At 68.1% G+C, this 25,516-nt stretch carries 30 protein-coding genes and 1 pseudogene; 15 read left to right on the plus strand and 16 right to left on the minus strand.

Translation table 11 applies throughout. The features are described from left to right. Positions 1–294: 294 nt before the first annotated feature. The 7 genes from E8A12_RS13825 (at position 295) to E8A12_RS13855 (ending at position 6,161) form a co-directional block, all read left to right on the plus strand. On the plus strand, positions 295–849 hold the full coding sequence (locus E8A12_RS13825; protein ID WP_293369700.1) for a F0F1 ATP synthase subunit delta: 555 nt from the start codon (positions 295–297) through the stop codon (positions 847–849). 5 nt (positions 850–854) lie between these two features. Beyond that, positions 855–2,384 (plus strand): F0F1 ATP synthase subunit alpha, encoded by a 1,530-nt coding sequence (atpA, locus tag E8A12_RS13830; RefSeq protein WP_293369701.1) that lies wholly within the window; start codon positions 855–857, stop codon positions 2,382–2,384. 29 nt (positions 2,385–2,413) lie between these two features. After that, positions 2,414–3,280 carry a F0F1 ATP synthase subunit gamma gene (locus E8A12_RS13835; RefSeq protein WP_293369703.1) on the plus strand — a complete coding sequence of 289 codons (867 nt, stop codon included), beginning with the start codon at positions 2,414–2,416 and terminating at the stop codon, positions 3,278–3,280. Positions 3,281–3,302: 22 nt separating this feature from the next. Further along, complete coding sequence (atpD, locus tag E8A12_RS13840) at positions 3,303–4,838, plus strand: F0F1 ATP synthase subunit beta (RefSeq protein WP_293369705.1); 1,536 nt, start codon at positions 3,303–3,305, stop codon at positions 4,836–4,838. Between the two features lie 8 nt (positions 4,839–4,846). Further along, the gene (locus tag E8A12_RS13845) at positions 4,847–5,110 is read left to right on the plus strand and encodes an ATP synthase F1 subunit epsilon (protein WP_293369707.1); all 264 of its coding nucleotides are present in this window, start codon (positions 4,847–4,849) and stop codon (positions 5,108–5,110) included. Between the two features lie 92 nt (positions 5,111–5,202). Then, positions 5,203–5,916, plus strand: a complete 714-nt coding sequence (locus E8A12_RS13850; RefSeq protein ID WP_293369709.1) for a hypothetical protein — start codon at positions 5,203–5,205, stop codon at positions 5,914–5,916. After that, positions 5,913–6,161, plus strand: a complete 249-nt coding sequence (locus E8A12_RS13855) for a hypothetical protein (RefSeq protein ID WP_293369712.1) — start codon at positions 5,913–5,915, stop codon at positions 6,159–6,161. Before E8A12_RS13850 ends, E8A12_RS13855 begins: the two co-directional genes overlap by 4 nt. On the opposite strand, the gene E8A12_RS13860 is transcribed toward E8A12_RS13855, so the two are convergent. The 8 genes from E8A12_RS13860 to E8A12_RS13895 form a co-directional block, all read right to left on the minus strand. After that, positions 6,145–6,906, minus strand: coding sequence for an alpha/beta hydrolase (locus E8A12_RS13860; protein WP_293369714.1), 762 nt, complete (start codon positions 6,904–6,906; stop codon positions 6,145–6,147). The two genes, E8A12_RS13855 and E8A12_RS13860, sit on opposite strands and share 17 nt — an antisense overlap. After that, positions 6,903–7,394, minus strand: a complete 492-nt coding sequence (locus E8A12_RS13865; RefSeq protein WP_293369716.1) for an RNA pyrophosphohydrolase — start codon at positions 7,392–7,394, stop codon at positions 6,903–6,905. The genes E8A12_RS13860 and E8A12_RS13865 overlap by 4 nt, the downstream gene beginning before the upstream one ends. 54 nt (positions 7,395–7,448) lie before the next feature. Further along, positions 7,449–8,579, minus strand: a complete 1,131-nt coding sequence (locus E8A12_RS13870) for a divergent polysaccharide deacetylase family protein (protein ID WP_293369719.1) — start codon at positions 8,577–8,579, stop codon at positions 7,449–7,451. Between the two features lie 81 nt (positions 8,580–8,660). Beyond that, positions 8,661–9,341: a PEP-CTERM sorting domain-containing protein gene (locus E8A12_RS13875; protein ID WP_293369721.1), complete on the minus strand. Its 681-nt coding sequence runs from the start codon at positions 9,339–9,341 to the stop codon at positions 8,661–8,663. A 118-nt stretch (positions 9,342–9,459) separates the two neighbouring features. Next, on the minus strand, positions 9,460–10,851 hold the full coding sequence (locus E8A12_RS13880) for a S41 family peptidase (RefSeq protein WP_293369723.1): 1,392 nt from the start codon (positions 10,849–10,851) through the stop codon (positions 9,460–9,462). Between the two features lie 99 nt (positions 10,852–10,950). Next, complete coding sequence (locus E8A12_RS13885; protein ID WP_293369725.1) at positions 10,951–11,832, minus strand: peptidoglycan DD-metalloendopeptidase family protein; 882 nt, start codon at positions 11,830–11,832, stop codon at positions 10,951–10,953. After that, positions 11,833–12,297 carry a 23S rRNA (pseudouridine(1915)-N(3))-methyltransferase RlmH gene (gene rlmH, locus E8A12_RS13890; RefSeq protein WP_293369728.1) on the minus strand — a complete coding sequence of 155 codons (465 nt, stop codon included), beginning with the start codon at positions 12,295–12,297 and terminating at the stop codon, positions 11,833–11,835. After that, positions 12,294–12,860, minus strand: a complete 567-nt coding sequence (locus E8A12_RS13895) for a surface-adhesin E family protein (protein WP_293369730.1) — start codon at positions 12,858–12,860, stop codon at positions 12,294–12,296. Before E8A12_RS13895 ends, rlmH begins: the two co-directional genes overlap by 4 nt. 163 nt (positions 12,861–13,023) lie before the next feature. Between E8A12_RS13895 and E8A12_RS13900 the strand changes: the two genes are divergently transcribed. Then, positions 13,024–13,161: a hypothetical protein gene (locus tag E8A12_RS13900; protein ID WP_293369732.1), complete on the plus strand. Its 138-nt coding sequence runs from the start codon at positions 13,024–13,026 to the stop codon at positions 13,159–13,161. A 184-nt stretch (positions 13,162–13,345) separates the two neighbouring features. Here the strand turns inward: E8A12_RS13900 and E8A12_RS13905 are convergent, their stop codons facing one another. Both E8A12_RS13905 and E8A12_RS13910 read right to left on the minus strand, forming a co-directional pair. Next, complete coding sequence (locus E8A12_RS13905) at positions 13,346–13,504, minus strand: antibiotic biosynthesis monooxygenase (protein WP_293369734.1); 159 nt, start codon at positions 13,502–13,504, stop codon at positions 13,346–13,348. 5 nt (positions 13,505–13,509) lie between these two features. Further along, a complete protein-coding gene (locus E8A12_RS13910) occupies positions 13,510–14,910 on the minus strand; it encodes a M20/M25/M40 family metallo-hydrolase (RefSeq protein WP_293369737.1) in 1,401 nt (466 codons plus the stop codon). Between the two features lie 257 nt (positions 14,911–15,167). Here E8A12_RS13910 and E8A12_RS13915 point away from each other — a divergent pair, with 257 nt between their 5' ends. Both E8A12_RS13915 and E8A12_RS13920 read left to right on the plus strand, forming a co-directional pair. Then, the gene (locus E8A12_RS13915; RefSeq protein ID WP_293369740.1) at positions 15,168–16,235 is read left to right on the plus strand and encodes a prolyl oligopeptidase family serine peptidase; all 1,068 of its coding nucleotides are present in this window, start codon (positions 15,168–15,170) and stop codon (positions 16,233–16,235) included. 5 nt (positions 16,236–16,240) lie between these two features. Continuing rightward, a complete protein-coding gene (locus E8A12_RS13920) occupies positions 16,241–16,705 on the plus strand; it encodes a nuclear transport factor 2 family protein (RefSeq protein WP_293369742.1) in 465 nt (154 codons plus the stop codon). Between the two features lie 7 nt (positions 16,706–16,712). Here the strand turns inward: E8A12_RS13920 and E8A12_RS13925 are convergent, their stop codons facing one another. From E8A12_RS13925 to E8A12_RS13940, 4 genes are all read right to left on the minus strand, one after another. After that, the gene (locus tag E8A12_RS13925) at positions 16,713–17,555 is read right to left on the minus strand and encodes a hypothetical protein (RefSeq protein WP_293369744.1); all 843 of its coding nucleotides are present in this window, start codon (positions 17,553–17,555) and stop codon (positions 16,713–16,715) included. A 104-nt stretch (positions 17,556–17,659) separates the two neighbouring features. Next, positions 17,660–18,862 carry a DUF2252 family protein gene (locus E8A12_RS13930; RefSeq protein WP_293369746.1) on the minus strand — a complete coding sequence of 401 codons (1,203 nt, stop codon included), beginning with the start codon at positions 18,860–18,862 and terminating at the stop codon, positions 17,660–17,662. Positions 18,863–18,905: 43 nt separating this feature from the next. Continuing rightward, complete coding sequence (locus E8A12_RS13935) at positions 18,906–20,027, minus strand: hypothetical protein (protein WP_293369748.1); 1,122 nt, start codon at positions 20,025–20,027, stop codon at positions 18,906–18,908. Between the two features lie 103 nt (positions 20,028–20,130). Then, on the minus strand, positions 20,131–20,463 hold the full coding sequence (locus E8A12_RS13940; protein WP_293369751.1) for a hypothetical protein: 333 nt from the start codon (positions 20,461–20,463) through the stop codon (positions 20,131–20,133). Between the two features lie 143 nt (positions 20,464–20,606). Between E8A12_RS13940 and E8A12_RS13945 the strand changes: the two genes are divergently transcribed. Next, positions 20,607–20,756, plus strand: a complete 150-nt coding sequence (locus E8A12_RS13945) for a hypothetical protein (protein ID WP_293369754.1) — start codon at positions 20,607–20,609, stop codon at positions 20,754–20,756. Here E8A12_RS13945 and E8A12_RS13950 read toward each other — a convergent pair. Beyond that, complete coding sequence (locus tag E8A12_RS13950) at positions 20,753–21,130, minus strand: DUF5367 family protein (RefSeq protein ID WP_293369756.1); 378 nt, start codon at positions 21,128–21,130, stop codon at positions 20,753–20,755. The two genes, E8A12_RS13945 and E8A12_RS13950, sit on opposite strands and share 4 nt — an antisense overlap. 62 nt (positions 21,131–21,192) lie before the next feature. After that, positions 21,193–22,194, minus strand: a complete 1,002-nt coding sequence (locus tag E8A12_RS13955; protein WP_293369758.1) for a hypothetical protein — start codon at positions 22,192–22,194, stop codon at positions 21,193–21,195. Positions 22,195–22,289: 95 nt separating this feature from the next. On the opposite strand from E8A12_RS13955, the gene E8A12_RS13960 reads away from it, so the two are divergent. The 4 genes and pseudogenes from E8A12_RS13960 to E8A12_RS13975 form a co-directional block, all read left to right on the plus strand. Next, on the plus strand, positions 22,290–23,195 hold the full coding sequence (locus tag E8A12_RS13960) for a helix-turn-helix domain-containing protein (RefSeq protein WP_293369760.1): 906 nt from the start codon (positions 22,290–22,292) through the stop codon (positions 23,193–23,195). 102 nt (positions 23,196–23,297) lie between these two features. Then, on the plus strand, positions 23,298–23,594 hold the full coding sequence (locus E8A12_RS13965; RefSeq protein WP_293369762.1) for a helix-turn-helix transcriptional regulator: 297 nt from the start codon (positions 23,298–23,300) through the stop codon (positions 23,592–23,594). 1,073 nt (positions 23,595–24,667) lie between these two features. After that, positions 24,668–25,180 (plus strand): annotated as a pseudogene (gene rplU, locus E8A12_RS13970) (50S ribosomal protein L21); the annotation flags it as partial. A gap of 230 nt (positions 25,181–25,410) precedes the next feature. Continuing rightward, on the plus strand, positions 25,411–25,516 hold a 106-nt coding region (locus E8A12_RS13975), incomplete at its 3' end, for a 50S ribosomal protein L27 (protein ID WP_293369764.1).

A 25,516-nucleotide genomic window follows, 5' to 3' on the forward strand; every position in this document is an offset into this window, starting at 1 on the left:
TGTTGTCGAGCTTCTGAAACTGCAGGGGCGCCGATCTTCGGATCGGCGCCCTTTTTCTTCGGGCCCCTCCCTTTCCCCACGGAAAGCGCAGAGCCCGTGACTATTCGTCAGGTCGCGGGGAGGGCCCTCTGTGTTGCGGCGCGGGAGGTCGCGTGCTATCAGGCGCGCGGCTTTGGGACAGGGGTCATAGAGACCTTTCGGACCGATGTGCTTTTTCCAAGCGCTTTCAAGCCTTTAAGGCTGCTGCGGAGACCTTCCGCTGCGGCTCCCTAGACGCACCGGGCGGACAACTAAGTGGCGGACGATTCAAAGGTATCGAATGTGGGCGGCCGGTACGCTCTGGCCCTGTTCGATCTGGCGAGCGATGAGAAGCAGGTCACGGCTGTGGAGGCCGACCTGAAATCCCTGAAGACCGCGCTGGCCGACAGCCAGGACCTGCGGGTTCTGGTGCACTCCCCGGCGTTCAGCGCCGAGGACAAGGCCAAGGGCCTGGCGGCGATCGCGACCAAGGCGAAGTTCGCCTCGACCACGAAAAAGTTCCTCGGCCTGCTGGCCGCCAACCGGCGCACCGCGCTCCTGGCCTCGGTGATCACCAGCTACGAGGACCTTTCGGCCAAGGCTCGTGGCGCGGTCTCCGCCCAGGTGACCACCGCCGTCCCGCTGTCCGCCGCCCAATCCAAGGGCGTGGCCGCCGCGCTTCGCCAGGCGCTCGGCAAGGACCCTGAAATCCAGACCCGCGTCGACCCCGCCATCCTCGGCGGGATCAAGGTGCAGGTCGGCTCCCGTCTGTTCGACGCTTCGCTAAAGTCGAAGCTCGACTCCCTGAAATTCGCCCTCAAGAGAGCGTAAGATCCATGGATATCCGCGCCGCCGAAATCTCGGCCATCCTCAAGTCGCAGATCGCGAACTTCGGCCAGGACGCTGACGTCTCCGACGTCGGCCAGGTGCTGAGCGTCGGCGACGGCATCGCCCGCGTCTTCGGCCTCGACAACGTCCAGGCCGGCGAAATGGTCGAATTCCCTAAGGCCGGGGTGAAGGGCATGGCCCTGAACCTCGAACGCGACAACGTCGGCGTCGTGATCTTCGGCGAGGACCGTTCGATCTCGGAAGGCGACGAAGTCCGCCGTCTGGGCGAGATCGTGGACGTGCCGGTCGGCAAGGGCCTGCTGGGCCGCGTCGTCAATCCGCTGGGCGAGCCGATCGACGGCAAGGGCCCGATCGTCGCCACTGAACGGCGCCGGGTGGACGTGAAGGCGCCGGGCATCATCCCGCGCAAGTCCGTGCACGAGCCGGTGCAAACCGGCCTGAAGGCCATCGACACCCTGATCCCCGTCGGCCGCGGCCAGCGCGAGCTGATCATCGGCGACCGCCAGACCGGCAAGACCGCCGTGGCGATCGACACCATCCTGAACCAGAAGTCGATCAACGCCGGCACCGACGAGAGCGCCAAGCTCTATTGCATCTATGTCGCCATCGGCCAGAAGCGTTCGACCGTCGCCCAGATCGTCAAGACGCTCGAGGAGCGTGGCGCCCTGGACTACACGATCGTGGTTTCGGCCACGGCCTCGGAGCCCGCGCCGCTGCAGTTCCTGGCGCCCTTCTCGGGCTGCGCCATGGGCGAGTGGTTCCGCGACAACGGCATGCACGCCGTCATCATCTATGACGACCTCTCCAAGCAGGCCGTCGCCTATCGCCAGATGTCACTCCTGCTGCGCCGCCCGCCGGGCCGCGAAGCCTATCCGGGCGACGTCTTCTATCTGCATAGCCGCCTGTTGGAGCGTGCGGCAAAGCTGAACGAGGACAACGGCTCGGGCTCGCTGACGGCGCTGCCGGTCATTGAGACCCAGGCCAACGACGTGTCGGCCTACATCCCGACCAACGTGATCTCCATCACCGACGGCCAGATCTTCCTGGAAACCGACCTTTTCTTCCAGGGCATCCGCCCGGCGGTGAATGTCGGCATCTCGGTGAGCCGCGTGGGCTCCTCGGCCCAGATCAAGGCCATGAAGACCGCGTCGGGGCCCATCAAGGGCGAGCTCGCCCAGTACCGGGAAATGGCCGCCTTCGCGAAGTTCGGCTCCGACCTGGACGTGACGACCCAGCGGCAGCTGGCCCGCGGCGAACGCCTGACCGAGCTCCTGAAGCAGCCGCAGTACTCGCCGCTGGCGGTCGAGGAGCAGGTGGCGGTGGTCTACGCCGGCACCCGCGGCTACTTGGACGGCATCGCCACCAATCAGGTCCGCCGCTTCGAGAGCGAACTGCTGGCCCACCTGCACTCCAAGCACCAGGGCCTGCTGGACAAGATCCGCATCGAGAAGGACCTCAAGAACGTCGAGGACGATCTGAAGTCCGTGCTGGCCGCTTTCGCCTCGACCTTCGCCTGACGCTGGCTGACGGGAGCAGGAAATAGGCGATGGCCAGCCTCAAGGAGATGCGCAATCGGATCGGAAGCGTGAAAGCCACGCAGAAGATCACCAAGGCGCTGCAGATGGTGGCGGCAGCGAAGCTGCGCCGCAGCCAGGACGCCGCCCAGAACGCCCGGCCCTACGCCGAGCGGATGGCCGCGGTCATCGCCAATCTGGCCGCCGGGATTTCCGGCGAAGGCGCGCCGCGCTTGCTGGTCGGCACCGGCTCGAACCAGCGACACCTGATCGTCGTGGCGACCTCGGACCGCGGCCTGGCGGGAGGATTCAACTCCTCCATCGTCCGTGCGGCGCGCGAGCGGATCGGCAAGCTGATCAACGAAGGCAAGGACGTCCGCATCCTGACGCTCGGCCGCAAAGCCCGCGACCAGCTGAAGCGCTACGACCGCTCCGTGGGCGCCTATGAGGCCGGCGGCAATCCGTCCCTGGCGGTGGCCGAGGACGTCTCGGCGAAGATCCGCGAGATGTTCGCCGCCGGCGACGTCGACGTGGTCACTCTGTTCTTCTCGAAGTTCCAGTCGGTGGTCGTGCAGACCCCGACGGGCGTGCAGCTGATCCCGGCGGAGGTGAAAGCCAACGCGACGCCGATCGACCTGAGGGGCGCCGTCTACGAATACGAGCCCGACGAGGAGACCATCCTCGAGGAACTGCTGCCCCGCAACATCACCACCCAGCTGTTCTCCGCCATGCTGGAGAACCAGGCCGGGTTCTACGCGTCGCAGATGACTGCGATGGACAACGCCACCCGCAACGCCGGCGACATGATCTCGGCGCTCACCCTGAAATACAACCGTTCACGCCAGGCGCAGATCACCAAGGAGCTGATCGAGATCATCTCCGGCGCCGAAGCGCTCTAGTCGAAAGTCGAAAGAGACAGCCATGGCTACCACCACCGCCAAGAAGCCCGCCGCGAAGAAGCCGGCCGCCCCGAAGGCGCCTGCGAAGTCCGCCGCGAAGACCCCGGTCACGACGACCAAGGGCGTCGCCACCGGCAAGCTGGTGCAGATCATCGGCGCCGTCGTCGACGTGGAGTTCGAAGGCCACCTCCCGGCGATCCAGAGCGCGCTGGAAACCACCAACACCGACCAGCGTACCGGCCAGCCCTTCCGCCTGGTGTTCGAGGTCGCCCAGCACCTGGGTGAGAACACCGTGCGCGCCATCGCCATGGACACCACCGAGGGCCTGACCCGCGGCCAGCCGGTGTTCGACACCGGCCGCCCGATCACCGTGCCGGTTGGCCCGGCCACACTCGGCCGGATCATGAACGTCATCGGCGACCCTATCGACGAGGCCGGCCCGATCGCGACGACCTTCACCTCCTCGATCCACCGCGAAGCCCCCTCCTTCGCCGAACAGTCGACCAGCGCCGAAGTGCTGGTCACCGGCATCAAGGTGGTGGACCTGCTCTGCCCCTATACGAAGGGCGGCAAGATCGGCCTATTCGGCGGCGCCGGCGTCGGCAAGACCGTGACCATGCAGGAACTGATCAACAATATCGCCAAGGCCTACGGCGGCTATTCGGTGCTGGCCGGTGTCGGTGAACGCACCCGCGAGGGTAACGACCTCTATCACGAGATGATCGAGTCCAACGTGAACCTGCCGGGCGGCGGCGAAGGTTCCAAGTGCGCGCTAGTCTACGGCCAGATGAACGAGCCTCCGGGCGCGCGGGCCCGCGTCGCCTTGACCGGCCTCGCCCAGGCCGAGTACTTCCGCGACGAAGAGGGCAAGGACGTGCTGCTCTTCATCGACAACATCTTCCGCTTCACCCAGGCCGGCGCCGAAGTGTCGGCCCTGCTGGGCCGCATCCCCTCGGCCGTGGGCTATCAGCCGACGCTGGCCACCGAGATGGGCAACCTGCAGGAGCGGATCGCCTCGACCAACAAGGGCTCGATCACCTCGGTGCAGGCCATCTACGTGCCCGCCGACGACATGACCGACCCGGCGCCGGCCACCTCGTTCGCCCACCTGGACGCAACCACGGTGCTTTCCCGCGACATCGCCGCCCAGGCCATCTTCCCGGCCGTGGACCCGCTGGATTCGACCAGCCGGATCATGGATCCGCTGGTGATCGGCGAGGAGCACTACAACGTCGCCCGACGCGTGCAGGAGACCCTGCAGGCCTACAAGGCGCTGAAGGACATCATCGCCATCCTGGGCATGGACGAGCTGTCGGAGGAGGACAAGCTGACGGTCGCCCGCGCCCGGAAGATCTCCAAGTTCCTCTCGCAGCCGTTCCACGTGGCCGAGCAGTTCACCAACATGCCGGGCATCTTCGTCAGCCTGGAAGACACCATCCGCTCGTTCAAGGCGGTGGTGGACGGTGAGTACGACCACCTGCCGGAAGCCGCCTTCTACAACGTCGGCACCATCGAGGACGCGGTCCGCAAGGCCGAACAGCTGGCGGCGGAAGCGTAAGGGATCCGATGGCCGACAAGCTCCACTTCTCGCTGGTTTCGCCGGAGCGCGAGCTCTTCTCCGGGCTCGTGGACCAGGTCGATGCGCCGGGCTCCGAAGGCGACTTCGGGGTGCTGGCTGGCCATGCCCCGTTCATGACCGCGCTGCGCGAAGGCCCGGTCACCGTGCACAACGACGGCCAGACCACCGTCTACGATGTGCGCGGCGGCTTCGCCGATGTCACGCCGGATGGCTTCACGGTGCTCGCGGAGCACGCGATTGAGGCAGGCTGAATTTATATTCGTAAATTTTCCACGGGGGTGTCTTGCTTCCGTGGTCCTGGTCCCGTTTTATGGCCCGCTGAAAAGTCAGGGGAACTCCTAAGATGCGTATCGTCCTCGCCAGCCTGATCGCCGCCACGGCCCTGGCGTCCGTGGCTCAGGCCCAGACCCCTGCCGCCCCACCAGCTCCGCAGGCGCAGACCACGGCTCCGCCGGCGGCGCCCGCGGCTCCGGCGACGACCCCGCCCGCCGCCGCGCCGCCTGCGGACGCCACGGCCGCCCCGCCGGCTGCGGCGCCCGCCGCTGACGCGCCGCCCAGCCTGCCGACTAGTGGGCCCGGCGCGATCATCCTTTCGGTGGTCGAGAAGGTCTGCGTGCCGCTCGTCCGCGGCGGCAATCTGGACGACATCGCCAAGGCCAATTCGGCGACGCTCGGCCTGAAGAAGAACCGCCGGGACAACACCTGGACCATGCCGCTCGACCCGACCAACAAGGACTACACTCTGACGATCCAGCCCACCGGCTCCAACAAGGACGTCTGCCGCGCCGAGGTCCACTACGCGCTCAACGAGGACAAGCCGCTCGTCAGCGCGATCAACATCTGGTCCTTCCTGCATCAGCCGGAACTGATCCTGCAGGCCAACTACGTGGCCGTCGATCCGGACGGCGTGAAGCGGGTGCGGAAGTCCTGGGAGCATTTCGACGCCGCCAACTCCACGGCAGTGAACTTCTCCACCTGGACCAAGCCTGACGACAGCTCGCTGAACCCCAAATATTCGACGGGCGAACTGTTCTACCAGGAACGCAAGCTCGGATGAGCTGGACCGACGCCGCGGGTCTCGCCGGCGTCCTCGTTGTCCTGGTGGCCTACGCCGGTGCGGCGCTTGGGCGGCTGAACCCACAAGGGGTCTGGTCGCTCACGGCCAACTTCCTGGGCGCCTGCGGGATCCTGGCGTCTCTGCTGCTCGCCAATTTCAACCTGTCCTCGACGGTGATGGAGGGCGCCTGGGCGGCGGTCGCGCTGATCGGCCTCGCCCGGCGGGCGCTCAAGCGGCGAGGCTGACCTCGTCAGCGAGCCAGCGCAGCGCGGTTTCCGCGACGGCTTCCCATCCGGGCTCGCCCACCAGCCAGTGGCTCATGCCGGGCATGATCTCGAACGCCGCGCCGATCCGCGTCGCCACCGCCCGCGCGGTCGTCGGCGAGTGCACTACATCCCCCTGACCGCTGAGAACCAGGGCTGGCGCGCTGATCGCGCCGGGACCGACGCTGGTGGTCATGAACGGGTCCAGCCACCAGTTCAGCGTCTCGCGCACGGCCATGGCGCTTTCCGGCCGCAGCCTCGCCACGGCGGCCTCCCGCTCGGGCTTGGGCATGCGGTCGAGGCTGTAGGCGCGCATCAGGCCGCGGTCGGGCGACAGGGCGCCGGAAGAGAACGGGCCGATCATCTGTACGCCGAAGGCGGTGGCCGCTTCTTCGAAGCTGGAGCCCACCACGCCCCAGGGCGGCGAAGGGGCCAGCAGGATCAGCGCCCGGATCGGCGCGCGGCGCGCGGCGAGCTGGGCCACCAGTCCGCCCATGGAATGGCCCAGCAGCACCGGCGGCTCGGGCAGGTCGGCGCAGAGCCGGGCGACGTCGGCGGCGTAGTCGGACATGGAAACGCCCACCACCGCGTTGCTCGGCGCGCTGTCCTGATGGCCCCGCAGGTCCGGGGCGATCACCTCGAAGCCGGCCGCCTCGAAGGGTGTGCGGAAATGCTCGAAGGCCCAGCCGCCGCAGAAGGCGCCGTGCACCATGACAATGGCGGTCATTCCACCCCACGCGGCGCAGCGAAGCGTCCAAAGGCGTCTACCACGCGCTCATAGGCGGCGCGTTTGAAGGGCACGATCAGTTCGGCGGCCTCCTCAAGGAACGCCCAGCGCCAGCCGTCGAACTCCGGCTCGCCGTGCGACGTCAAATTGAAATCCTCGTCCCGGCCCTCGAAGCGGAAGGCGAACCAGACTTGCTTCTGCCCCTTCCAGCCACGCAGCGCCTTGGAGCCGCCGTGTCCCGGAGGAAAATCGTAGGCGACCCAGTCGTGGGTGCGGCCGAGGAAGCTGGCGGCGGTCGCTCCGGTCTCTTCGGCGAGCTCGCGGCGCGCGGCGATCTCCAGCTCCTCGCCCGGATCGACGCCACCTTGCGGGAATTGCCAGTTGTGCGGGCCCGGCGTGCTGGCGCGCCGGCCCAGCCACACGCGGCCGTCCCCGTGGAACAGGACGACGCCGACGTTCGGCCGATAGAGCTCGAGGTCCTGGGTCATGCGCCCAGATGTTCTAGAGCATCTGCCGTTGCGATTGAATTGAAACGGCGCCGCCTAGTGGGCGAAAGCCGAGACCGGCGTTAGCTGGAAGCCGCGATCGCCGAGTGTCCGCGACCACTGGGAGACCTTTTCCAGGGTGACCGGATAGGCGAAGCCGGACCCCGTGGCCTGGCCGCGCTGCAGGGCGCCGGCCTCCAGGGCGACCAGCTGCTGGTCGATGGCGGTCGAGTTCAACTGGTCGTCGATCACCCGCTCGGCCGACGCGCGCACCACGCCCTTGCCGACGCGCCGCGCAGCTGAACCATCGTCGACGAAGGCCACGCCGCGGCCCTTCAGCTCTGCCGCGAAGGTCTGATAGGCCCCGTCCGAGGCCAGGAACTTGGAGCCCAGATAGTTGGTGACCCCGAAATAGCCGGTGGCGCGTGAGAGCACCCATTCCAGCTTCTTCACCGTGTCCGGCCCCTGGGCGCCCGCCATCAGGGTGTAGGGGCCAGGGTCGTTGTCCGGATAGTCGACCGGCTCCATGGGGGCCTCGAGCAGCACCTCGTGGCCGTGGGCGCGAGCCATGTCGATCCAGCCCTGCAGGCCTTCCGCATAGGGGCTGAAGGACAGCGTCACCTCGGCGGGCAGGGTCTCGATAGCCTGCTGGGTGACGCGGGCGTTGAGGCCCAGGCCGCCGATCATCAGGGCGATTTTCGGCCGTCCGTTGGGGATGAAGGGCCGACGATAGGCTTCGAAAGGCGTGTGGCCTTCCTGGGAAATGATCGGCAGCGGACCGGCCGGGCCAGGCGCGAAGAACCCGGCGATGGGGGCGACCGGAAGCGGCGCTCCGGGCGGCGGGGGCGGCGCCAGCCTGTCCGGCCGGCTCCAGGCGCCGCTGGTGAGCGGCGCGAGGGGGCGCTCCGACAGGCGGATCACGTCCTGGCTGACGCGGGCGGGGCCATGCAGCGGGGCCAAGGTCTCGCGCCAGCCCTGTGGCGCGCGGGCGAGCACGCCGTTGAGCGAGACCCGCACCACTCCGGCGGCAGGCGCGCCTGGACCCATGGCCTTGACCAGGCCGAAGCCGGCGGCGGCGAGCAGCAGGGCCGCGGCGGTCAGGCCGACGTAACGGTTGGCCACAAGCCCGCGGAGCTGTGCGCCACCCAGGCTCGGGATGGAAAGGCGGGGAAGTGCGATCGTGGCCACGGCTCGGGTGCTCCTCGGCGAGGAGTGTGCCAAATCATGGTTAACGGAGGCTTCTCGTGGTCCCTGAAAGGGACCGGCGCATCAGGCCGCGGACGCGCGCGCAAGGCTCCGACGACGGCCGCGGATGAGGCCGCCCGCGGCGCCCAGGCCCACGATCATCAGCGCCCAGGCCGCCGGCTCAGGCGCGGGGGCGCCGACGGCGGCATAGGAGATGTCGTCGAAGGCGAGATAGCCGCTGTCGGTCTGCGGCGGAAAGGGTGCGCTCGGATTGCTGAACTGCTGGGCGCCGACGGAGATCGACGACAGTCCGGTGAAACCCGAGAGCGAGAACGATTGGAAGACGTCGGTGACCGTCAGCACGGTGCTGACGGTGCAAGCGACGGCGCAGTTCGCCTTTGTCCCGGACACCGTGACGCTGTCGGACGAGCCCTGGTTGTACTGGCCAAGGCCCAGGTCGAGGGACAGCAGGTTGAAGGCGCCGCCGCCGACCAGCGACATCACCACAGGCTCGATCGCCGTCTCCATGAAGGTGGAGCTGTAGTTGGTCGGGAAGGTGACGTCCGGATTGGCATTCGGGATGAAATAGAACTGCAGGCCGCCGAAATTCAGGCCCTGCTCGGTGAAGTTGTTGGCTTCGGTCTGGTAGGTGTCGGAATCTGCGAAGACGCGGTCTTCGAAATTCACGGTTCCAGCCTGCGCGGCCTGGGCGAGCGCCAAGCTCGCCAGGGCGACCGTCACGGCCATGAACGCACGCACAGACATCGATTGGCCCTTCCCCGGGGCTAACACCCCTAAGATACGTTAGCCGTATAGCCACAGATGCAAGCCGCGCGCCAATAAGCTTCACCTGGTGCGCGAATTTGCCGCCGGGGATTTCGCCCTAGGGCTTCGCGGGCGTTGGGGCCTTCACTTCAGCCACCTTGGACTTCGACAGGATGGAGGCCAGACGCGCGGTCGGCGCGGCCAGTTTCGGCGTGGCGGCGACCGAGCCGTACTTCAGCACGTCCTCCGCGCGGGCCAGCTGGAAGTCCTTCTTGGCGTCGAAGCCTTCGGGCGGCGCCTCGGCCGGGGTGTGGGCTCCCTTGCGGACCTTGCCTTCGTCGGCGTTCAGCGCGTTCTTGAAGGAGGCCTCGGAGAAGCCGAAGGCGCGGTTGGCGATCTCCTGAGCCTCGTCCTTGGTGGCGGCGACTTCCAGGTCAGGCTCGATGCCGGTCTTCTGGATCGAGCGGCCAGACGGCGTGTAGTAGCGCGCGGTGGTGAGCTTCAGCGCCCCATCCATGCCGCCGCGTAGCGGGATCACCGTCTGCACCGAACCCTTGCCGAAGCTGGTAAGGCCGACGATCGCGGCGCGTTTCCTGTCCTGCAGGGCGCCGGCGACGATCTCGGCGGCCGAGGCCGTGCCCGAGTCGATCAGCACCACCATCGGCAGGCCGTTGGTGATATCGCCCGGACGGGCGTTGTAGCGCTCCACGTCGCGCGGATCGCGGCCGCGCTGGCTGACGATCTCCCCGCCTTCCAGGAACAGGTCGGAGATGCCAACCGCCTGGTCGAGCAGGCCGCCCGGATTTCGGCGCAGATCCAGGATCAGCCCCTTCATGTGGGGGTTCTTGGCCTTGATCTCGTTGAAGGCGGCGGTGGCCTCGTCAGTGGTCTTCTCGTTGAAGCCGGAGACGCGCAGAACGCCGTAGTCGCCGTCGAGCTTCGCGGTGGCCGACTTCTGCTTGATGATCTCGCGCTGCAGCTTGACGTCGAACGGATCGGACTTTTCGCGGGCGATGGTCAGGGTGACGGTTTCGCCAGGCTTGCCGCGCATCTGCTTGACTGCGTCGGTCACCGACAGGCCCAGCACGCTGTCGCCGTTGACGGCGGTGATGTAGTCGCCCGGCTTCAGACCGGCCTTGGCGGCGGGAGTGTCGTCGATCGGCGAAATGATCTTCACCACGCCGTCTTCGGTGGTGACCTCAAGGCCTAGGCCGCCGTACTCGCCGCGCGTCTGATCGCGCATGTCGTCGAAGCCCTCGGGGTCGAGGTAGCTGGAGTGCGGATCAAGCGAAGTCAGCATGCCGTCAAGCGCGGCGTGGATCAGCTTGGTGTCGTCCACCGGGGCGACGTACTGGCGCTCGACGATGTCCAGTACGTCGCCGAACAGGCCGAGCATGCGGTAGGTGTTGGCCTTCGGGGTGGCCGCGGCCATGGCGTGCTGGCTGACGTAGGCCATGGAGCCCGCGCCGAGGACGAAGGCCGAAACGCCGATCAGGAGGTACTTTTTCATCGCCTGCCGTAGGCTCCCTGGCGGGCCCGCCCTGAAGGGACAGGCGCCCGCTTGATGATACGCGGCCCACTCTCAAGCGGCTCTCGCATAAAAGCCCGCTCAGCCCGCTTTGTTCAGCCAGCGCCCCGGATCGACAGGAGCGCCTTGTTCGCGAACCTCCAGGTAGAGTTCCCTGGGGGCTTTTTCGCCCTTCTCGCCCGAATTTGGCGATTGTCGGCCATCGGGCATGAAACCGACAGCCTCTCCCGCCGCGACAGATTGCCCGACCGAAACGGAGGCGCGGTCAAGACCAGCAAGCACCAAATGGTATCCACCCGCCAGTCTTAAGATCAAGATCACGCCCCATCCCTTCACGGGGCCTACATATTGGACATAACCCGGACCGGGGCTGGCGACGCGGGCTCCGCCGGCGGCGGCGAAGGTGATCCCGTTGGATCGCCCGCCGCTGGCGAGGGCCTCGCCGAACCGCCGGACGATCGGGCCTGGGGTTGGGGTAGAGAGGCTTTGCGGCGGGGTGATGGCCGCTTCAGGGAGACCCGGCGCCCCCGGCGTCAGCGGTCCGCGCAGTACCGGCGGCCCTTCCGGGACCGGCGCGGCATCGGCGCGAGCGCTCTCGTTGGTGAACAGGGCCTCGCTCTCGACGGCGGCCAGACGGCGCTGGCGCATCATCTCGCCGGCCTCGTGGGCGTAGCCGGTGGCGCGGGCCTGCAGGTCCGGCGTCATGGCCTTCACCAGTATGGCGGCGCGCACGGCGTTCTTGGCGTCGCGGGGGCTGACCAGCAGGGCCGGCGGCGGGTCCTGCTTCAGCATCTCCAGCACCGAGAGCAGGCGGGCGAGCTGGCCCATGTTGCGGGTCTGCTCGACGGAAAGCTGGGTCTCCTCAACGTTCAGCCGCGCCAGGCGCTCGCCGGTGGCGGCGACCGCGACGGCGCCCAGAGCCAGGGCGGCCAGCGAGGCAGGCAGGATGAGCGCGCGCTTCATTCAGTCGCGATGATAGGGTGATCCGGCCAGGATGGTCACCGCTCGATAGACCTGCTCGGCCAGCATGGCGCGGGCCAACGCGTGCGGCCAGGTCTGCGGCCCAAAGGCGAGCCTGTCGTTGGCGCTGCCCAGCAGGTCCGCATCCAGCCCATCGGCCCCGCCGATAACCAGCACCAGTCGGCGCACGCCCCGGTCGCGCAAGGCGGCGATCTCCTGGGCGAAGGCGCGCGAGGGTCTGGCCGTCCCATGTTCGTCGCAGGCGATCAGGTGAGCGTCCGTAAGATGTGGCTTCAGCGCCTCGGCCTCGGCGGCCTTGCCCGGCTTGCGCGCCTCGACCTCGATCACCTCGACGGGACCAAGGCCCAACGAGCGGCCGGCATTGGTGGCGCGCTCCACATAGGTCTTCACGAGCTCGGTCTCGGGGGAGCGGGCCAGCCTGCCGATGGCGAGGATGACGATCTTCAAGCCTGAGGCGCCTTGGCTGTTTTGCGGATGGCCGGCTTCTTCGGCGGCAGCGGCTTGACCGGCTGCAGGGGCGGAAGCTGCGCGGCTTCGTCCCAGGCCTGCATCAGTCCGATGACCAGCTGGCTGATCGAGCCCGCCGCGACGGCGGCCCATTTGTTGGCGTGGTCGCACACCAGCCGCGTCGAGGCTTCAGCCTCGCTGCCCGCCGGGGTCGGGCTCCAGGTCCCGTCGACATTGTCCTTGTGGATCACCAGGTCGCCGAACCGCGAATAGACCCAGAAGCTCTTCCAGCGGACCTTGCGCTGGGCGCAGTCGTACTCGTTCAGGGTGCGCACATAGCCGGGCTGCTGCGGACCCTCGGATGTCAGGGTCTTCTGGACGGTCACGCTGTAGGCGCGGCGCAGGCTGTCGGAGCCGGGCGTGGTTTCGATCGCGGCGGGATCCATCACCGTGATGGCGTCCGGCTCGGCGCGCACCATGGCGTAGACCGCAGCCTCAGCGGCGGGCGCAACGCAGGCGCCCAGGGCGGCCAGCGCCAGGATCAGCGAAGTTCGCGGGGCCATCGCCGTCGTCTTGCTCCCACCCGTCACGCGGCCGGCCTTAGCGCCCAACCGGTCAAGCCCAGGTTACCGCGCCACGGTCGTAAGATTGTAGCAACCCTCTGGGAGCGTAGCCTTGCGGACGTCCGGATCCTGATTCGGGCATAGCAGAACTGGGAGGGAACCCGTGAAACTCGTGACCCTGGCGCTCGCCACCGTCGTCCTCGCCATGTCGGCCAGCGCGGTTTCGGCGCGTCCGATCCATCATCGCCACCATCATGTCGTCCACCATCGCGTGATGCATCACCACCATCACCAGCCCTAAGGCTTGCGGCGGCCCCGGCGCCTGACAGGCGCCGGCGTCAGTCGTCCGCCCTCGGGCGGTCCTCCACCGGCAGGATGCGCACGCGGGAGCTGGCGGAGGAGAGCTCGCGCACGCCTCGCATGAAGGCGAGCGAACCTTCCCGGGCGAAGTGCGTATCGAGGGCCGCGCGGTCAGCCCATTCCTTCTAGAAGAAGAGGCGCAGCGGGTCCTCTGCGTCGATATGGACCCCGTGGGTCAGGCAACCTGGCTCGGTTCGCGAGCGCGCCACGTGGGCCAGGGCCGCCTCGAGCAAGGCCTCGAAGCTGTCAGCCCGGGCGGTGACCGAGCCGGTGGCGACAAGCATGGCGCTTAAGGTTTCGAGCCCGGCGTGCCGGGCGCCGCAGGAGCCGGAGGCGCCTCCTCATGCGTCCAGCTTCCGGGGGCCCCGGGAAACACGACCGGGCTCTCCCAGCCGTCTGGGCTCACCGCGCTCACTCCGAAGTACCAGTCGTCGATATTGACGTCCGTCAGCACTGCCTTGCCGCTGGGCGCCGCCTCGCGGGCAAAGCGCCACTGGGGGTCGGTGGTGGAGCGCCACCAGAGGCGGTAGCGCGCGGCGTCCGCCGCCGGCTGCCATTTCACGGTGGTGTCCGCCGACACCGCGCCGGAGATATCCACATGGGTCGGCGGGGCCGGCGCCATGGCCATCGAGGCCAGGGTGATGACGTTCACCCGGGTCACATTGGCCAGGTAGGCGAAGTCGACGCTCTCGATTACGTCGCCGTATTTGACGCCATTCTCTGTGCGCAGGTCCTGGTGCTGGCGGTTGTAGTTCTCATTGGCCTCGGTGACGCGCACGGCGGGGAAGCCCGCCTTGATCATCTCGGTCTGGTCGCCGCCGCGGCCGAAGCGGTCGGTGCGATAGACCATGGTCACCTTGAAATTGCCGAGATAGGCGCCGGCGAGCCCGTCCATGTAGCGGGCGATCTGGCGCGAGGGCGAGTCAACCTCGCCGCCGTTGTAGCGGCGCCGGTCGGCTTCGGCCGCAGTCTCGACGCTCTTGGTGCCTTCGGAGAAGACGCGGACGCGAGTGGTCTCGCGCACGCCGCTGATACCCTCGGAATTGCCGATGATGTCGTTGTTGAGGTCGGCCTCCACGCGCCAGCCCTGCTTTGTCGCATAGTCGGCGAGGACATGACCGCCGTAGAGCCCCTGCTCCTCGCCGGACAACACCGCGAACACCAGGGTGGCGGGGAACTTGTGCTTCGACAGCACCCGCGCCGCCTCGATCACCGCCGCGGTGCCGGAAGCGTCGTCGTTAGCCCCCGGGGCGTCGGAGGTGAAGTTCTGGACGTCGGTCACCCGGCTGTCGATGTGCCCGGAAATGACGATCACCCGGCCCGGATCGGTGGTCCCCTTCTGGATGGCGAGCACGTCCATCACCTCGGTGGGATTGGGCACGCGGCGGCCGGTGAACATCTCCGAGGGCGTCTCGACGGTGAGGCAACCGCCGCAGTCCTTGGACATGGCGGTGAATTGGCTGGCGACCCAACGCCGCGCCGCGCCGATGCCCCGGGTCTCCGACTTGGTGTCGGAGAGCGTGTGGCGGGTGCCGAAGGCGACCAGCTTGGCGATGGTGGCATGCTCCCGATCGGCTGAGACCTCGGCGGCCAGCGTGTGGAGCAGGGCGTGTTCGGTGGGCGAGGGCTGGGCGGACGCGGCGGTGGCGGCGAGCGCAAGGGCGGCTGCGAGAGCGAGGATGTGACGCAAGACGTGAAGGCTCCGGACTGAGGCGCGGCGACCTTCGCTGTACTGCCAGGCTGACGCAAGGGGAGGAGCTCTTAAGTTCATGGTGGCGAGTCTGCTTTGGGGCCTGACCGCGTCAAGGACGAGCGCTTTCCGCTCGCCGCGGAGCGGCGGCCCGAAGAGGCCGTCCTTGACCCGGCCAGTCCCCAAAGCTCCAATCTGACCATGGGCCTTAAGGCCAGCTGCATTCTGACGAGTGCCGAACGGTAGGGGAGAGCTGGATGCGCCAGTGGATCGGAGCCGTCGCCGCAGGGCTGGCGTTGGCGGCGGCGGGCGCCGCTTCAGCCGCCGCGCTCAAGGGCGACTGCCCCGACGGCTACACCGTCCACGCCGGCCTCAACACCGACTTCCCGCATGCAGGCGCCAAGCGCGCCTTCCTGGTCTACCCGCCTGAGGGCGTGAGCGGGCCCGCGCCGGTCTTCGTGCCGCTCACCGGCTCGGTGGAATCGACCCTGGACAACCTGACGGTCCCGCGCAGCGGGGCGACCTGGCTGATGGCCAAGCAGGGCTTCCTGGTGATCGGCCCGGTGCGCGAGTGCGCCAACCAGGACCCGAACCTGAAGGGCGGCGTCTGCAACGGTCCCGGGCATGACGGCTGGAACTGGAACCCCTGGCATGAGGGCCGCGCCGCGGGCGCCGCCGGCGATAGGTTCAAGACCGACGAGGGTTCGGATTCGACCTTCCTGATCGCGGCGGTGAAATGCGCGGCCAAGACGTTCTCGGTGGATGCGAAGCGCATCTACCTCGGCGGCATATCCTCGGGCGGCACCATGACCAACCGGGCGCTGACCTTCCGTTCCGATTTCTGGGCTGGCGGCCTGCCGATCTCCGGTGAATGGTACGTGACCACGGACGAGGGCACCGCGCTCAGCTTCGGCGAAGCCCGCGACTACGTCGCCAGCGATCCGGACAAGGTGTTCCAGGGTCGCATCGGGCCCTACCCACTGAAAGCCAAGCTCGGTCCGATGATCGTGATCAGCGTCTGGGGCGGCGAGAAGGACCTTTGGGATTGCGGCCCGCCGCTTGGCCTCTGCTCGGACTACCGGCCGACGACCCAGGCGGCGTCGAACTATTTCAGCGCCCAGAAGGCCGTGGTCCACGTCGCCTGCAGCGCCCACCACGGGCACATGTGGCCGCAGGCCAACACCCAGGCCTTCAACGCCTGGGCGCTCAAGACCCTGGCGTCGCATCCGAAGGGCAGCGACCCGGGCCGGTTCAGGCTGACGCCGCCGCCAGAGGGCTATAGCTGCAAGCTCGGCCGCTTCACCGACCACTATCCCGAAGGATGATCCCCATGCGCCTTGGCGTCGTTTCTCTGGCCCTGGCGGCTGCGCTGGCTGCAGGCGGCGGCCAAGCCGCGCCGGCCTGCGCGCCCAAGGGCTCCGGTCCGGCGGTGCAGGCGGCCGTGCAGGCCTGGTTCGACGCCGGCCGACGCGATGACCTGGCGGCGCTCGCCAAGATCCAGGCGCCTGGGTTCTACGCCTATGACGGCGGAAAAAAATATGAAGGGCTGGCGCTGGGCGAACTGGTGAAGGGCGCCCACGCGTCGGGCGTGAAGATCGAGTGGAACCTCCATGACTTCGACGCCCACCTGGGCTGCGACAAGGCCTGGATCGCCTGGATCAACACCGGGGCCTCGGGCAAGGCCGGCGCCCTGCAGCCGGTGACCTGGCTGGAGTCGGCGGTGTTCGGGTGGCGCGGCGGCGCCTGGCGCATGGAGTTCCTGCATTCCGCGCGGGCGTCGCCGCCTGCGGCGTGAGGCCCGCTTAGCGCGGGTAATAGTAGCGCGGGTAGTAGCCGTAGGGCGTCGACTGAGCCTGGGTCTGGGGTGGCGGGTAGGCGTAGGGATTGCCGCCGTAATAGGCCTGCTGGGCGGCGGCCCGCTGACGATCCTGCTCGGCGCGCAGGTGAGCTTCCTCGGCCATGGCGCGCTCCTGGACGGCCTGGGCGGCCAGCTGCTCGGCCTCGGCCTGAGCGCGCTGAGTCTCGGCGGCGACCTTTTGGCGCTCGGCCTCCGCGGCGGCGGTCTGGGCGCGCGCGGTGGCGAGCTGCTCGTCGGCGACCGCCTTGACGCGGGCGTCAGCCTGGGTGCGGGCGCGCTGGGCGTCGAGCTCGGCCTCGCGGGTGCGGTGCTGGCCGGCGACCTGGGCGCCGCAGGTCCTCAAGTCGGCTATGCCCTGTCCGGCGCCGCTGAGCGAGGCGCTGACCGCCTCGTTGGCCAGCCAGGCCACCTGCAGGGTCTTGCCGCGGCGCAGGGCCGCCAGCGTCTCGTCGGAGAGGTTCATCACCGCCAGGCCCTCCTCGCCGGTGCGCTGCACCAGGTTGGCGAAGGGTTTGCCGTCGACGCGGATCGGCAGGAAGGCCTGGCTCGGCACGCCCTCCTTGGCGAAGCGAAGCGCCACGCGGTCGCCGTCGGAGATCAGCGCGATGGGGGCGATGGCGCCGGACCGCGAGACCAGTTCCAGATCGGTATGACAGGCCGCGTCCTCAGGCGTGATCGCCCAGGCGGCCGCCTCCAGCGTCGCCGCCGTTGCCATCCCCGCCGCCGACAGTCCCGCAACTGCCGCAACAAAGGAGAAGAAATTCCCAACCCCGATGCGATGCATCATGACAGCTCCGACAGAGCCGTCCCTCGCCTATCAAGCTACGCCGAGTGGACGCGCCCGGCTAGAGCCCGGTTTGTCACATCTCATTAAAGCTTAAGCTTCGCCGCTCACGCCGCCTGCAGGGCGTAGCGGCGGCAGTAGTTCAGATAGGCTGCCTCGTGGGACTGGATCAGCTCGACGATGGCCGACCAGAGCCAGAAGGGCGCGTCCAGCGTCGCCGAGCGGTTGCGGGCCAGTTCGGCGCGCCAGGCGGCCTTGGTGGGGCCGTCCATCTGGCGGGCGTGGGCGCGGCCAACCACCAGGGCCAGGTAGTGGGCGGCGCGCGTGGCCTCGTCCCGGCTCAGGTGCTCTATGTCGAGCTTCAGGTCCTGCGGCGTCAGCTCGCGGATCACTACCGCGCGGCGCTCGAGTTTACCGGCCAGCATGCGACGGCCGAGGAAGGGCGAGAGCGCCCGGGCGCCGGCGACCACTCGCCGGGCGTTGTCGGCCGGCATCTTGGCGCTGGGCGCCGAGGGCGCGGCGGCGGCCGTGGCCTCCTTGATGTCGATGAGCACGGTCTCCTGGCGCCCGTCCTCAGCCTCGACGCCCACCAGCATGGCGTAGCGCAGCCGGCCCAGCGAGCTGCAGCCCTTCATCCAGTAGGCCCCGTCTAGGAACTCCACCGCCGCATCATCCGGGCGGTGCTGCAATCCGGCGACCAGCTTGCGCAGATCCTCCTCCGCGGCCAGGTCATTCAGCGCCGCACGCTCGGCGTCCGAGAGCGGCCAGAACCGCTTGCCGAGCGGGATGGTGGGCTTCGCGTTGTCGATCCGCTCCCGCGCGAGATCCCGCCAGCGGCGGCGCAGCGCCTGCTTCAGCACGCGGCGCACCTCCTTGGGCGTGGTCTCCTCGTCCGGCGCCAGGGTTTCGCCGGCGAGACCGGCCTCGTAGCCCTCGACCATGTGTTCCACCATCAGCGCTGTGGTGACGCCCGGCAGGTTGGAGCCGCGCGCGGCGGTGGCCAGTGATAGGCCCAGCCGGATCAGATCGTGCGCCGGATTGCCGATCACCGTCTGGTCGAGATCGCGGATCTGCACGGCCACTTGGCCACGGGCGCTGGATACCGGGCCTAGGTTTCCCGAATGGCAGTCGCCGCAGATCCACACCGGCGGACCCTGCGGGATCTTGCCGGCGCTGGCCTCCAGCCATTCGTAGAACTTCGCTGTCGCGCCCCGCACGTAGGCGTGCGGCGAGCGGGTCATCTTCAGGCGCTGGGCGTCGCGCAGGATCGACGCGCGTTCGTCCGGGGTCGGCAGGTGCAGCTTGGCCATGGCTCCAGAGAGAAGCCGGGCGTGGACGGATGGTTCCGCTCGCCTAGGCCGCGTAGCTCAGCGGGTGCGGTTCGGCGCCGAGGCCGGATTCGAAATCCTGCAGGAGCTCGAGGATCTCGCCCATGGGCGCCATCAGCGGCTTGCCCTGCGGGAAGCGGTAGCGCCAGAAGGTGGCCACGTGGCTGAGTGTGCCGGCGCCTTCGCCCAGCGCCATGAACATCTCCGGCGAGGCCAGCAGGAAGTCGCGGAACGCCGCGGCGTTGCCTTCGGTGAGCTGCTGGAACACCGCGTCATAGGTCTTGAGATAGCCCATGACCGCCTTCACCTGGCCCTCCATGGCCCCGCGCAGGCGCAGCTTCATCTCGTCGATCAGCACCATCAGGTCGCGGTCGCGCGGGCCGATGACCCGCAGCTTCATGACCTCGATCAGCACTTCCTTCAGCTTGGGCCAGAGGCTGTTCAGGACCCACTTGTAGTAGAGGAAGCCCTTCCAGCTGAAGATGCCCTCCCGATAGCTCTCGCCTTCGAGCTGTAGGGTCAGGCGCAGCGGCTCCAGCCGCTCGTCGGTCTTGGAGGACAAAAGCGCCTCCACCAGACGCGTGGTGGCCCCGCCGGAGCCCGCGCCGCCGTAGGCCAGCTCGATAAGGCGGGCGATTTCGCCGCCGACGAAGCGCTGCATCTTGTCGGCGTCGCCCGGCGAGATGTCGAAGTGGGACGGGCTGATCTCGAAGCCGCGGCGCTTCATGTGCTCGCGCAGCAGAAAAGGGTCGAGCGAGGGCAACTGGTCGATGGCTTCGAGGATCTCGACGTCGCGGATCATGTCGTCGGCGCCGCCGCGCAGCTCCTGAAGGATCGGCAGCCAGCCCTTCTCGCCGACGAAGACTGTGCGGCCGCCCAGCGCCAGGTCCGACTTGTCGAAGGGGACGATCAGCTTGGTGGCGGTGCGGGTCAGGCCCTCGAAGAGGTCGACCTCGTCGACGCGAAGACGGTGCTTCAGCACCACCGAGCCGTTGAGCACCGGGCTCTTGAAGAGCGGGGCCGCGGAATGTTCGGCATTGCCGGCGTTGAGCACGGCCAGGGCGGAAAGGTTCAGGACGCGGCTCGTCGAGGCCGTCTTTTCGAGGCCCTTGAGGCTTCGGTAGATACGCTCGTTGGAAGCCGCCACGTGTGCTGTCCGGTCCTGACGGAGCCGCCCCCTTGCGACCCCAGGCTCCCTGCATCCCACGCAAAACCGAAAGGACCGTTAAGGCGCGGCTTTCGCCGGCGCGTCAGACCGGCGCATCCGGGAGCGCGACGACATGGGCACTGACCTCGCCGGCGGCCACCTCGCCGGTCACGATGATCCATAGCTGGTCGCGGGCTGCGGCATGGCGGATCTCCACCTTGCCGTACCAGGCGCGGTCGGCTGCGGGATCGGGGTCAAGGCGGATCGCGGCCTCTCCGCTCTCCAGCATCAGGCGCGTCAGGGCCTCGACGTTGGCCTCGATCCACTGGGGAGCGAGTCCGCGGCCGCGGAGCTCGGCGAGCTTAGCGTTCAGGGCGTCGGTCAGACGCCCTGACGGCTGGGGCTCGTGATCAGCCCGTTGCGGGTGATTCGCCATGCACGTCAGGGTAGCCGTTGGGACGAATCTGCCAAATACCATGCTATCTGTCGGGTAACCGACATTCCTTTGAGAGCGTCAGGGTGGGAACGCTAAGCGCTGAGCGCCGTTCTGGCCGCATGGAGCCGAAGGACCACGACGCCATGCCCGTCCACACTCTTGACCCCGACCTTGCCAAGGAGATCGACGCCCTCATGGCCGGGCCGGTCCCGCCGCGGCCGACGGTGATCGTCGTCGGCGACGAGGACATCATTGGCTTCACCCCGGCGCCGGGGTGGAAGGGCCAGGCCTAGAGCCGGGCGCGGACCAGGGCGTAGGCATAGAGGACGGCGGTCCCGAAGAGGATCACCGCCGCGTAGGCGGCTACGGTCAGCGGCTGAAGGCCGGTCAGGGGTGCGAAGCCAAGCACATAGGCCACGTCGCCGAACAGGCCCGGCAGGGTCATCACCACAGCCACGGTCACCGACTGCGCGGCGGGGATCCTCCGCCAGTCCATGGTCGCGCGCAGCAGCAGGCAGACGCTGAGCGCGATGGCCGCCGCGCTGATCGCCACACCGACAGGCCCGCTCTCCAGCATCACATGACCACCGAAGCGGAAGGTCACCGCGCCCGATAGCCAGATGCCGAAGCCCAGCAGGGCGAGGATCGCCGATTCGCGTGTCGTCATGGCCGTCCCCCAAACTGCGGGGACCGTGACAGCTTCCGGGGCGCGTGTCGAAATGGCCGGGCCTAGTTCTTCGCGTCCGCCGCCCGCCGTTCGACGGCGCGCGCGCCGGCCAGGATGTTCTCCAGGGCGTAGTTCCCCTCGTGGCAGGCGTATTCATAGATCTGCGCCTGGGTGGCGCGCAGCATCATCTCGCCCCGCAGGCGGTGGGCGTAGATCGCCGGGTCCTCGACCGTGAAGTCGTAGCGGATCTCGGTCGGCGAGATCCGGGTCAGGCGCTCGACGACCTTGGCGGTGGCGGAGAGGTAGAACACCTGCGGGCCCACGAAGCGCGGCCCGGCGCCGATGTTCTGATCCACAGTCTCGATCACCAAGGTGTCGCCCTCCCACCAGCCGATGGAATCGCCCATCCAGGGATGGGTCGCGACCGCCGGGTGGTGAGCGCCCATGTGGACGATCCGCACGTCGTGGATCATCTCGGACAGGATGGCGATCTCGTGCGGCGTCTGGACGATCCGGTAGTTGGCGTTCTGCGGCTCGCCGAGCATCGGCGGGCCCTCAGGGCTCGAGGGGCCGATCAGGCACCGCTCGTCGGGCAGGCGCGCCTCGGGACCGCTGAAATCATGGTCGTCGGCGGCTTCGGCGGCGGCCTCCAGCTTTCGGCCGGCCTCGGTGTAGGGCAGGCGGCCGTCCGGCGGCTCGACCAGGATGGAGGTCCGCGGCTGACCGTCGATGCGCAGGAAATCGACGTCCCGGTCGGGAAACTCGCTGGTGGTCTGGCCGACGTCGTCAGGGTCCCCCGGCGGGGCCTTGGGGTTCGGCGGCGGCTTCAGCCCGGCCAACTGGGCCTTGCGCCGGGACAGGCGCGCGGCGACCTGCGCCTCGGTGGCGATCAGGTTGGTCACCCCCTTGGGCCGCTCCAGCTCGGTGATCGACAGGTTGGTCCACACCCCCTGCAGGTCCGGCGTTCCCGACACGGTCCTCGGCGCGCGATAGGGCGCGCTCAGGCCCGCGCCGGCGGTCGCCAGGAGCGCGAGGGCGAGGGTCAGGACGGCGCGGCCGGTCATGCGGCGATTGACCGGCGCCACGCTTCCGCCGTCAATCGCAAACCAAAGTTCGCGGGACAGTAGAAACCAGCGAGCTTTTGACCGCATTATCCTGCATGGCCACGAAACTTGACCATGACCACGCCGGGTCTGACGGGGGCGCCACCGCCTCGGTGACCTATCATCTGCCGGCGCCGGCCCTGCGCGGGGCCGTCACAACCTACTATCAAGTCAAGGTGACGGGCGCGGGCACAGTCTGGGACCAGATCTTCCCGGAGTGGCCGAACTTCCGCCTGATCCTCGACGGCGACTGGGAGGCGCATTTCCCGGGCGAGCCGCACCAGCCGGTGCCGGCGATCGGCATGAGCGGAGCGCTGGAGAAGGCGCTGTGGGCCGGCGGATCGGCCGGCGTGATGGTCGGCGTCGGCCTGATGCCGGCGGGCTGGCCGCAGCTCAGCGCCTGTCCGGCCGACCGCTTCACCAATCGCCTGGCGCCGCTCAGCGAGGTCATCGGCCCGGTGGCCGATGAGCTCTACCGGCGCCTGCGCCAGGCCGATGGCGATGCGGCGATCTACGCGGTGCTCGACGATGTGCTGCTCTCGATCCTGACCGAACGGCCTGAGGCCGCGACCGTCGCCGCCGCCCACGGCGCCCTGCAGGACCCGCAGGTGCAGACGGTGGCTGACTGGGCCGAGATCGTCGGCCTGTCGTCGCGCCAGCTGGAGCGGTTCTCCAACCGCTATTTCGGCATGTCGCCCAAGCGGCTGCTTCGCCGCCAGCGGCTCTTGCGCACCCTGGCGGCCATGCGCGAGGCGCCGGAGGGGACCTGGACCCAGTTCCTCGACGCCCAGTTCACCGACCAGGCCCACTTCATCCACGAGTTCAACTACTACATGGGGCTCTCGCCCGGAGCCTACCTGGCCCGCGAGCAGCCGTTCATGGCCGAGGCCTGGACGCGCCGGAAGGCGCTGATGGGCTCCCCCGTCCAAGTGTTGCAGCCACCCGGGAGGGTCGAGTCCTAGCGGCGCTGCAATTCCGGCGCGGTGTCGCGTACTTACAATTCTCCGCTCGTCTGACCCTGTTCACTGACCCTGTTCTTTGGGATCCGATGGTGGGTGAGTGAGATGAACGACAACGTGGACGTAATGGTTGGGCGGCGGCTGCGGGCGCGCCGTAGGCTCTTGGGATATTCGCAGCAGCAGCTGGGCGCGGCCTGCGGCGTGACCTTCCAGCAGATCCACAAGTACGAGGCCGCGGTGTGCCGCCTGTCGGTGGTGATGCTGTGGAAGCTGGCCCAGGCCCTCGACGTGGAGATGGGCTACTTCTTCGCCGCCCTCACCGACGACGAGGCCATCGTCCTTCGCCGCCGCGAGATGATGCGGCCGCGCGCGGTGGTGCGCGAAATCAGCGACGTGGCCTAAAGCGACGGCGACTGCATCCTCCTCCCACAACGGGAGGGGGACCGCGAATTTTCAAATCGTGCGACGTCAGGGTGGATTCTAGCCCCTTCGGACATGTCACCTGTCCTTGCAACGCCCGCCTGCGGGCGCGAGGCCGTCGCCTATTCACACTGTCAATGATTCTGTTCCGTGTTTGTTCACGGTGAACTGGCTCAGCTGAAAAGTCCAGGATTTGGGCCACGCTGGCCGCCGCAGGCTTGGCGCCTGCCCTCCTTGAGAGGGCTGGCTGCCCATAAATTCCACGATTGATGCGAGCCTTGGGGGCTCGGCTTGTCAAGGTCCGGCCCTTGGCCGGCCGCGTCGCGGCGCGCCTTGAGCGCGGCCTTGAGAAGCAGAGGCCCCAGGGCAGAATGCTGGCCATGGAATTTAAGGGGAGTTGGGCGACGCCGATCTGCGCTTAAGGTCGACAAGGCCAAGCTGTGCTTGCAAAGTCTTGGCAAACGCGGCGGGAGCGGTCATCTCAAATCGTACCAGATTCAGGTGATCGCGGGCGCTGCGGTGTCGGCAGATCTGGTGCTGCTTAAGCGCTATGGCCCTGCTGGCTAAATTCAATCGCTGAGCGCGCTGTTAGAAGGCTGGGGCTTCTTGCTCTGCTGTGCGGGCATCGTCGCCGGCGGCCAGGCAGTTAGGGCTATGTTTGCCACCCTTGGTTCCACTCAGGAACGCGCTGTGCAGAGCGCAGAGTAAATGCGAACGCGCATCGAACTCCAAGCCACCAGCGTCGTCGCCTCGGCTGCAGTAGGTCTATAGTTGGCCGGCAGGTTCGGTTACAGCCCGTTCTACGCGTTGGTGGGTGCGCTCGCCTTTGGTTTGCATCTGCTGGCCATCAACAAGGCGACTGGCTGGACGCGCGTTGGAAGCGGCTAACAGAGGGCAAATCAGCAACGTGGGAGCAAAGCTAGAATCCCTTCGTATGCCCCCACCCTTTCGTTGACACCGCGCGCCCGATCCGTATAAGTCCGCCGCTCTTCGCTCGCGGGTCCCTCGCGGGCGCAATCCGTTTTGCACATATAGTGAAGTTGAAGGCGCGAACGATGTACGCGGTGATCAAGACCGGCGGCAAGCAGTACCGGGTTTCTCCGGGCGACCTGATGGTCGTCGAGAAGCTGGCCGGTGAGCCTGGCGCCAATGTAGCCTTCGGCGACGTGCTGATGGTGGGTGAGGGCGAGGCCGTCGTGGTCGGCGCCCCGACGGTGGCCGGCGCTTCGGTGTCCGCGACCCTGATCGAGACCCGCCAGGGCGAGAAGGTGAAGATCTTCAAGAAGATCCGCCGCCAGGGCTATCGCCGCACCAAGGGCCACCGCCAGACCGAAACGGTCCTGCGGGTCGTGGGCGTCACCGGCGCCGACGGCAAGGAAACCAAGTGGGACGGCACGGTCGACCTGATGACCAAGGGCGAGATCAACGCCCGCGCCCGCGGCCTGGTGTTCGTGAGCCCCGAAGCCCAGCGCGAAGCCGCCGCGGCCAAGAAAGTCCAGACGCCCAAGGCCAAGTCCGCCTCGGCCAAGCCCGCGAAGGCCGCGACGAAAGCCAAGGCTGTGAAGGCCGCCGACGTCGACGTGGAAGCCGCCGCGGACACCGCGCAGACCAATGCGCCGGTCCCGACCGAAGCCAAGGCCGCCGCGCCGAAGAAGGCCGCCGCTCCCAAGGCGAAGGCCGAAACCAAGACCGCGGCTCCGGCCGCCGAGAAGAAGGCTGCTGCGCCGAAGAAGGCCGCCGCCGCCCCCAAGAAGGACAAGTCGGCCACGTAAGGCCGGCTCAGGTTTAGGAGGCCACCATGGCTCACAAGAAATCAGGCGGCTCCTCGCGCAACGGGCGCGATTCGGCCGGCCAGCGTCTGGGTGTGAAGAAGTTCGGCGGCGAGAACGTGCTCGCCGGCAACA

The organism is Phenylobacterium sp., from assembly GCF_004799395.1.
Lineage (GTDB): Bacteria > Pseudomonadota > Alphaproteobacteria > Caulobacterales > Caulobacteraceae > Phenylobacterium.

What these genes read in the sequence shown, in the direction of transcription:
- E8A12_RS13945 (WP_293369754.1), top strand. Translation starts at nt 20,607, where the DNA reads ATGCCCGTCCACACTCTTGACCCCGACCTTGCCAAGGAGATCGACGCC.
- E8A12_RS13950 (WP_293369756.1), bottom strand. Translation starts at nt 21,130, where the DNA reads ATGACGACACGCGAATCGGCGATCCTCGCCCTGCTGGGCTTCGGCATC.
- E8A12_RS13925 (WP_293369744.1), bottom strand. Translation starts at nt 17,555, where the DNA reads ATGATGCATCGCATCGGGGTTGGGAATTTCTTCTCCTTTGTTGCGGCA.
- E8A12_RS13955 (WP_293369758.1), bottom strand. Translation starts at nt 22,194, where the DNA reads ATGACCGGCCGCGCCGTCCTGACCCTCGCCCTCGCGCTCCTGGCGACC.
- E8A12_RS13895 (WP_293369730.1), bottom strand. Translation starts at nt 12,860, where the DNA reads ATGGCCCCGCGAACTTCGCTGATCCTGGCGCTGGCCGCCCTGGGCGCC.
- E8A12_RS13880 (WP_293369723.1), bottom strand. Translation starts at nt 10,851, where the DNA reads ATGAAAAAGTACCTCCTGATCGGCGTTTCGGCCTTCGTCCTCGGCGCG.
- E8A12_RS13865 (WP_293369716.1), bottom strand. Translation starts at nt 7,394, where the DNA reads ATGACCCAGGACCTCGAGCTCTATCGGCCGAACGTCGGCGTCGTCCTG.
- E8A12_RS13960 (WP_293369760.1), top strand. Translation starts at nt 22,290, where the DNA reads ATGGCCACGAAACTTGACCATGACCACGCCGGGTCTGACGGGGGCGCC.
- E8A12_RS13905 (WP_293369734.1), bottom strand. Translation starts at nt 13,504, where the DNA reads ATGCTTGTCGCCACCGGCTCGGTCACCGCCCGGGCTGACAGCTTCGAG.
- E8A12_RS13885 (WP_293369725.1), bottom strand. Translation starts at nt 11,832, where the DNA reads ATGAAGCGCGCGCTCATCCTGCCTGCCTCGCTGGCCGCCCTGGCTCTG.
- E8A12_RS13930 (WP_293369746.1), bottom strand. Translation starts at nt 18,862, where the DNA reads ATGGCCAAGCTGCACCTGCCGACCCCGGACGAACGCGCGTCGATCCTG.
- atpA (WP_293369701.1), top strand. Translation starts at nt 855, where the DNA reads ATGGATATCCGCGCCGCCGAAATCTCGGCCATCCTCAAGTCGCAGATC.
- E8A12_RS13860 (WP_293369714.1), bottom strand. Translation starts at nt 6,906, where the DNA reads ATGACCGCCATTGTCATGGTGCACGGCGCCTTCTGCGGCGGCTGGGCC.
- E8A12_RS13915 (WP_293369740.1), top strand. Translation starts at nt 15,168, where the DNA reads ATGCGCCAGTGGATCGGAGCCGTCGCCGCAGGGCTGGCGTTGGCGGCG.
- E8A12_RS13850 (WP_293369709.1), top strand. Translation starts at nt 5,203, where the DNA reads ATGCGTATCGTCCTCGCCAGCCTGATCGCCGCCACGGCCCTGGCGTCC.
- E8A12_RS13920 (WP_293369742.1), top strand. Translation starts at nt 16,241, where the DNA reads ATGCGCCTTGGCGTCGTTTCTCTGGCCCTGGCGGCTGCGCTGGCTGCA.
- E8A12_RS13875 (WP_293369721.1), bottom strand. Translation starts at nt 9,341, where the DNA reads ATGTCTGTGCGTGCGTTCATGGCCGTGACGGTCGCCCTGGCGAGCTTG.
- atpD (WP_293369705.1), top strand. Translation starts at nt 3,303, where the DNA reads ATGGCTACCACCACCGCCAAGAAGCCCGCCGCGAAGAAGCCGGCCGCC.
- E8A12_RS13855 (WP_293369712.1), top strand. Translation starts at nt 5,913, where the DNA reads ATGAGCTGGACCGACGCCGCGGGTCTCGCCGGCGTCCTCGTTGTCCTG.
- E8A12_RS13835 (WP_293369703.1), top strand. Translation starts at nt 2,414, where the DNA reads ATGGCCAGCCTCAAGGAGATGCGCAATCGGATCGGAAGCGTGAAAGCC.
- E8A12_RS13845 (WP_293369707.1), top strand. Translation starts at nt 4,847, where the DNA reads ATGGCCGACAAGCTCCACTTCTCGCTGGTTTCGCCGGAGCGCGAGCTC.
- E8A12_RS13965 (WP_293369762.1), top strand. Translation starts at nt 23,298, where the DNA reads ATGAACGACAACGTGGACGTAATGGTTGGGCGGCGGCTGCGGGCGCGC.
- E8A12_RS13940 (WP_293369751.1), bottom strand. Translation starts at nt 20,463, where the DNA reads ATGGCGAATCACCCGCAACGGGCTGATCACGAGCCCCAGCCGTCAGGG.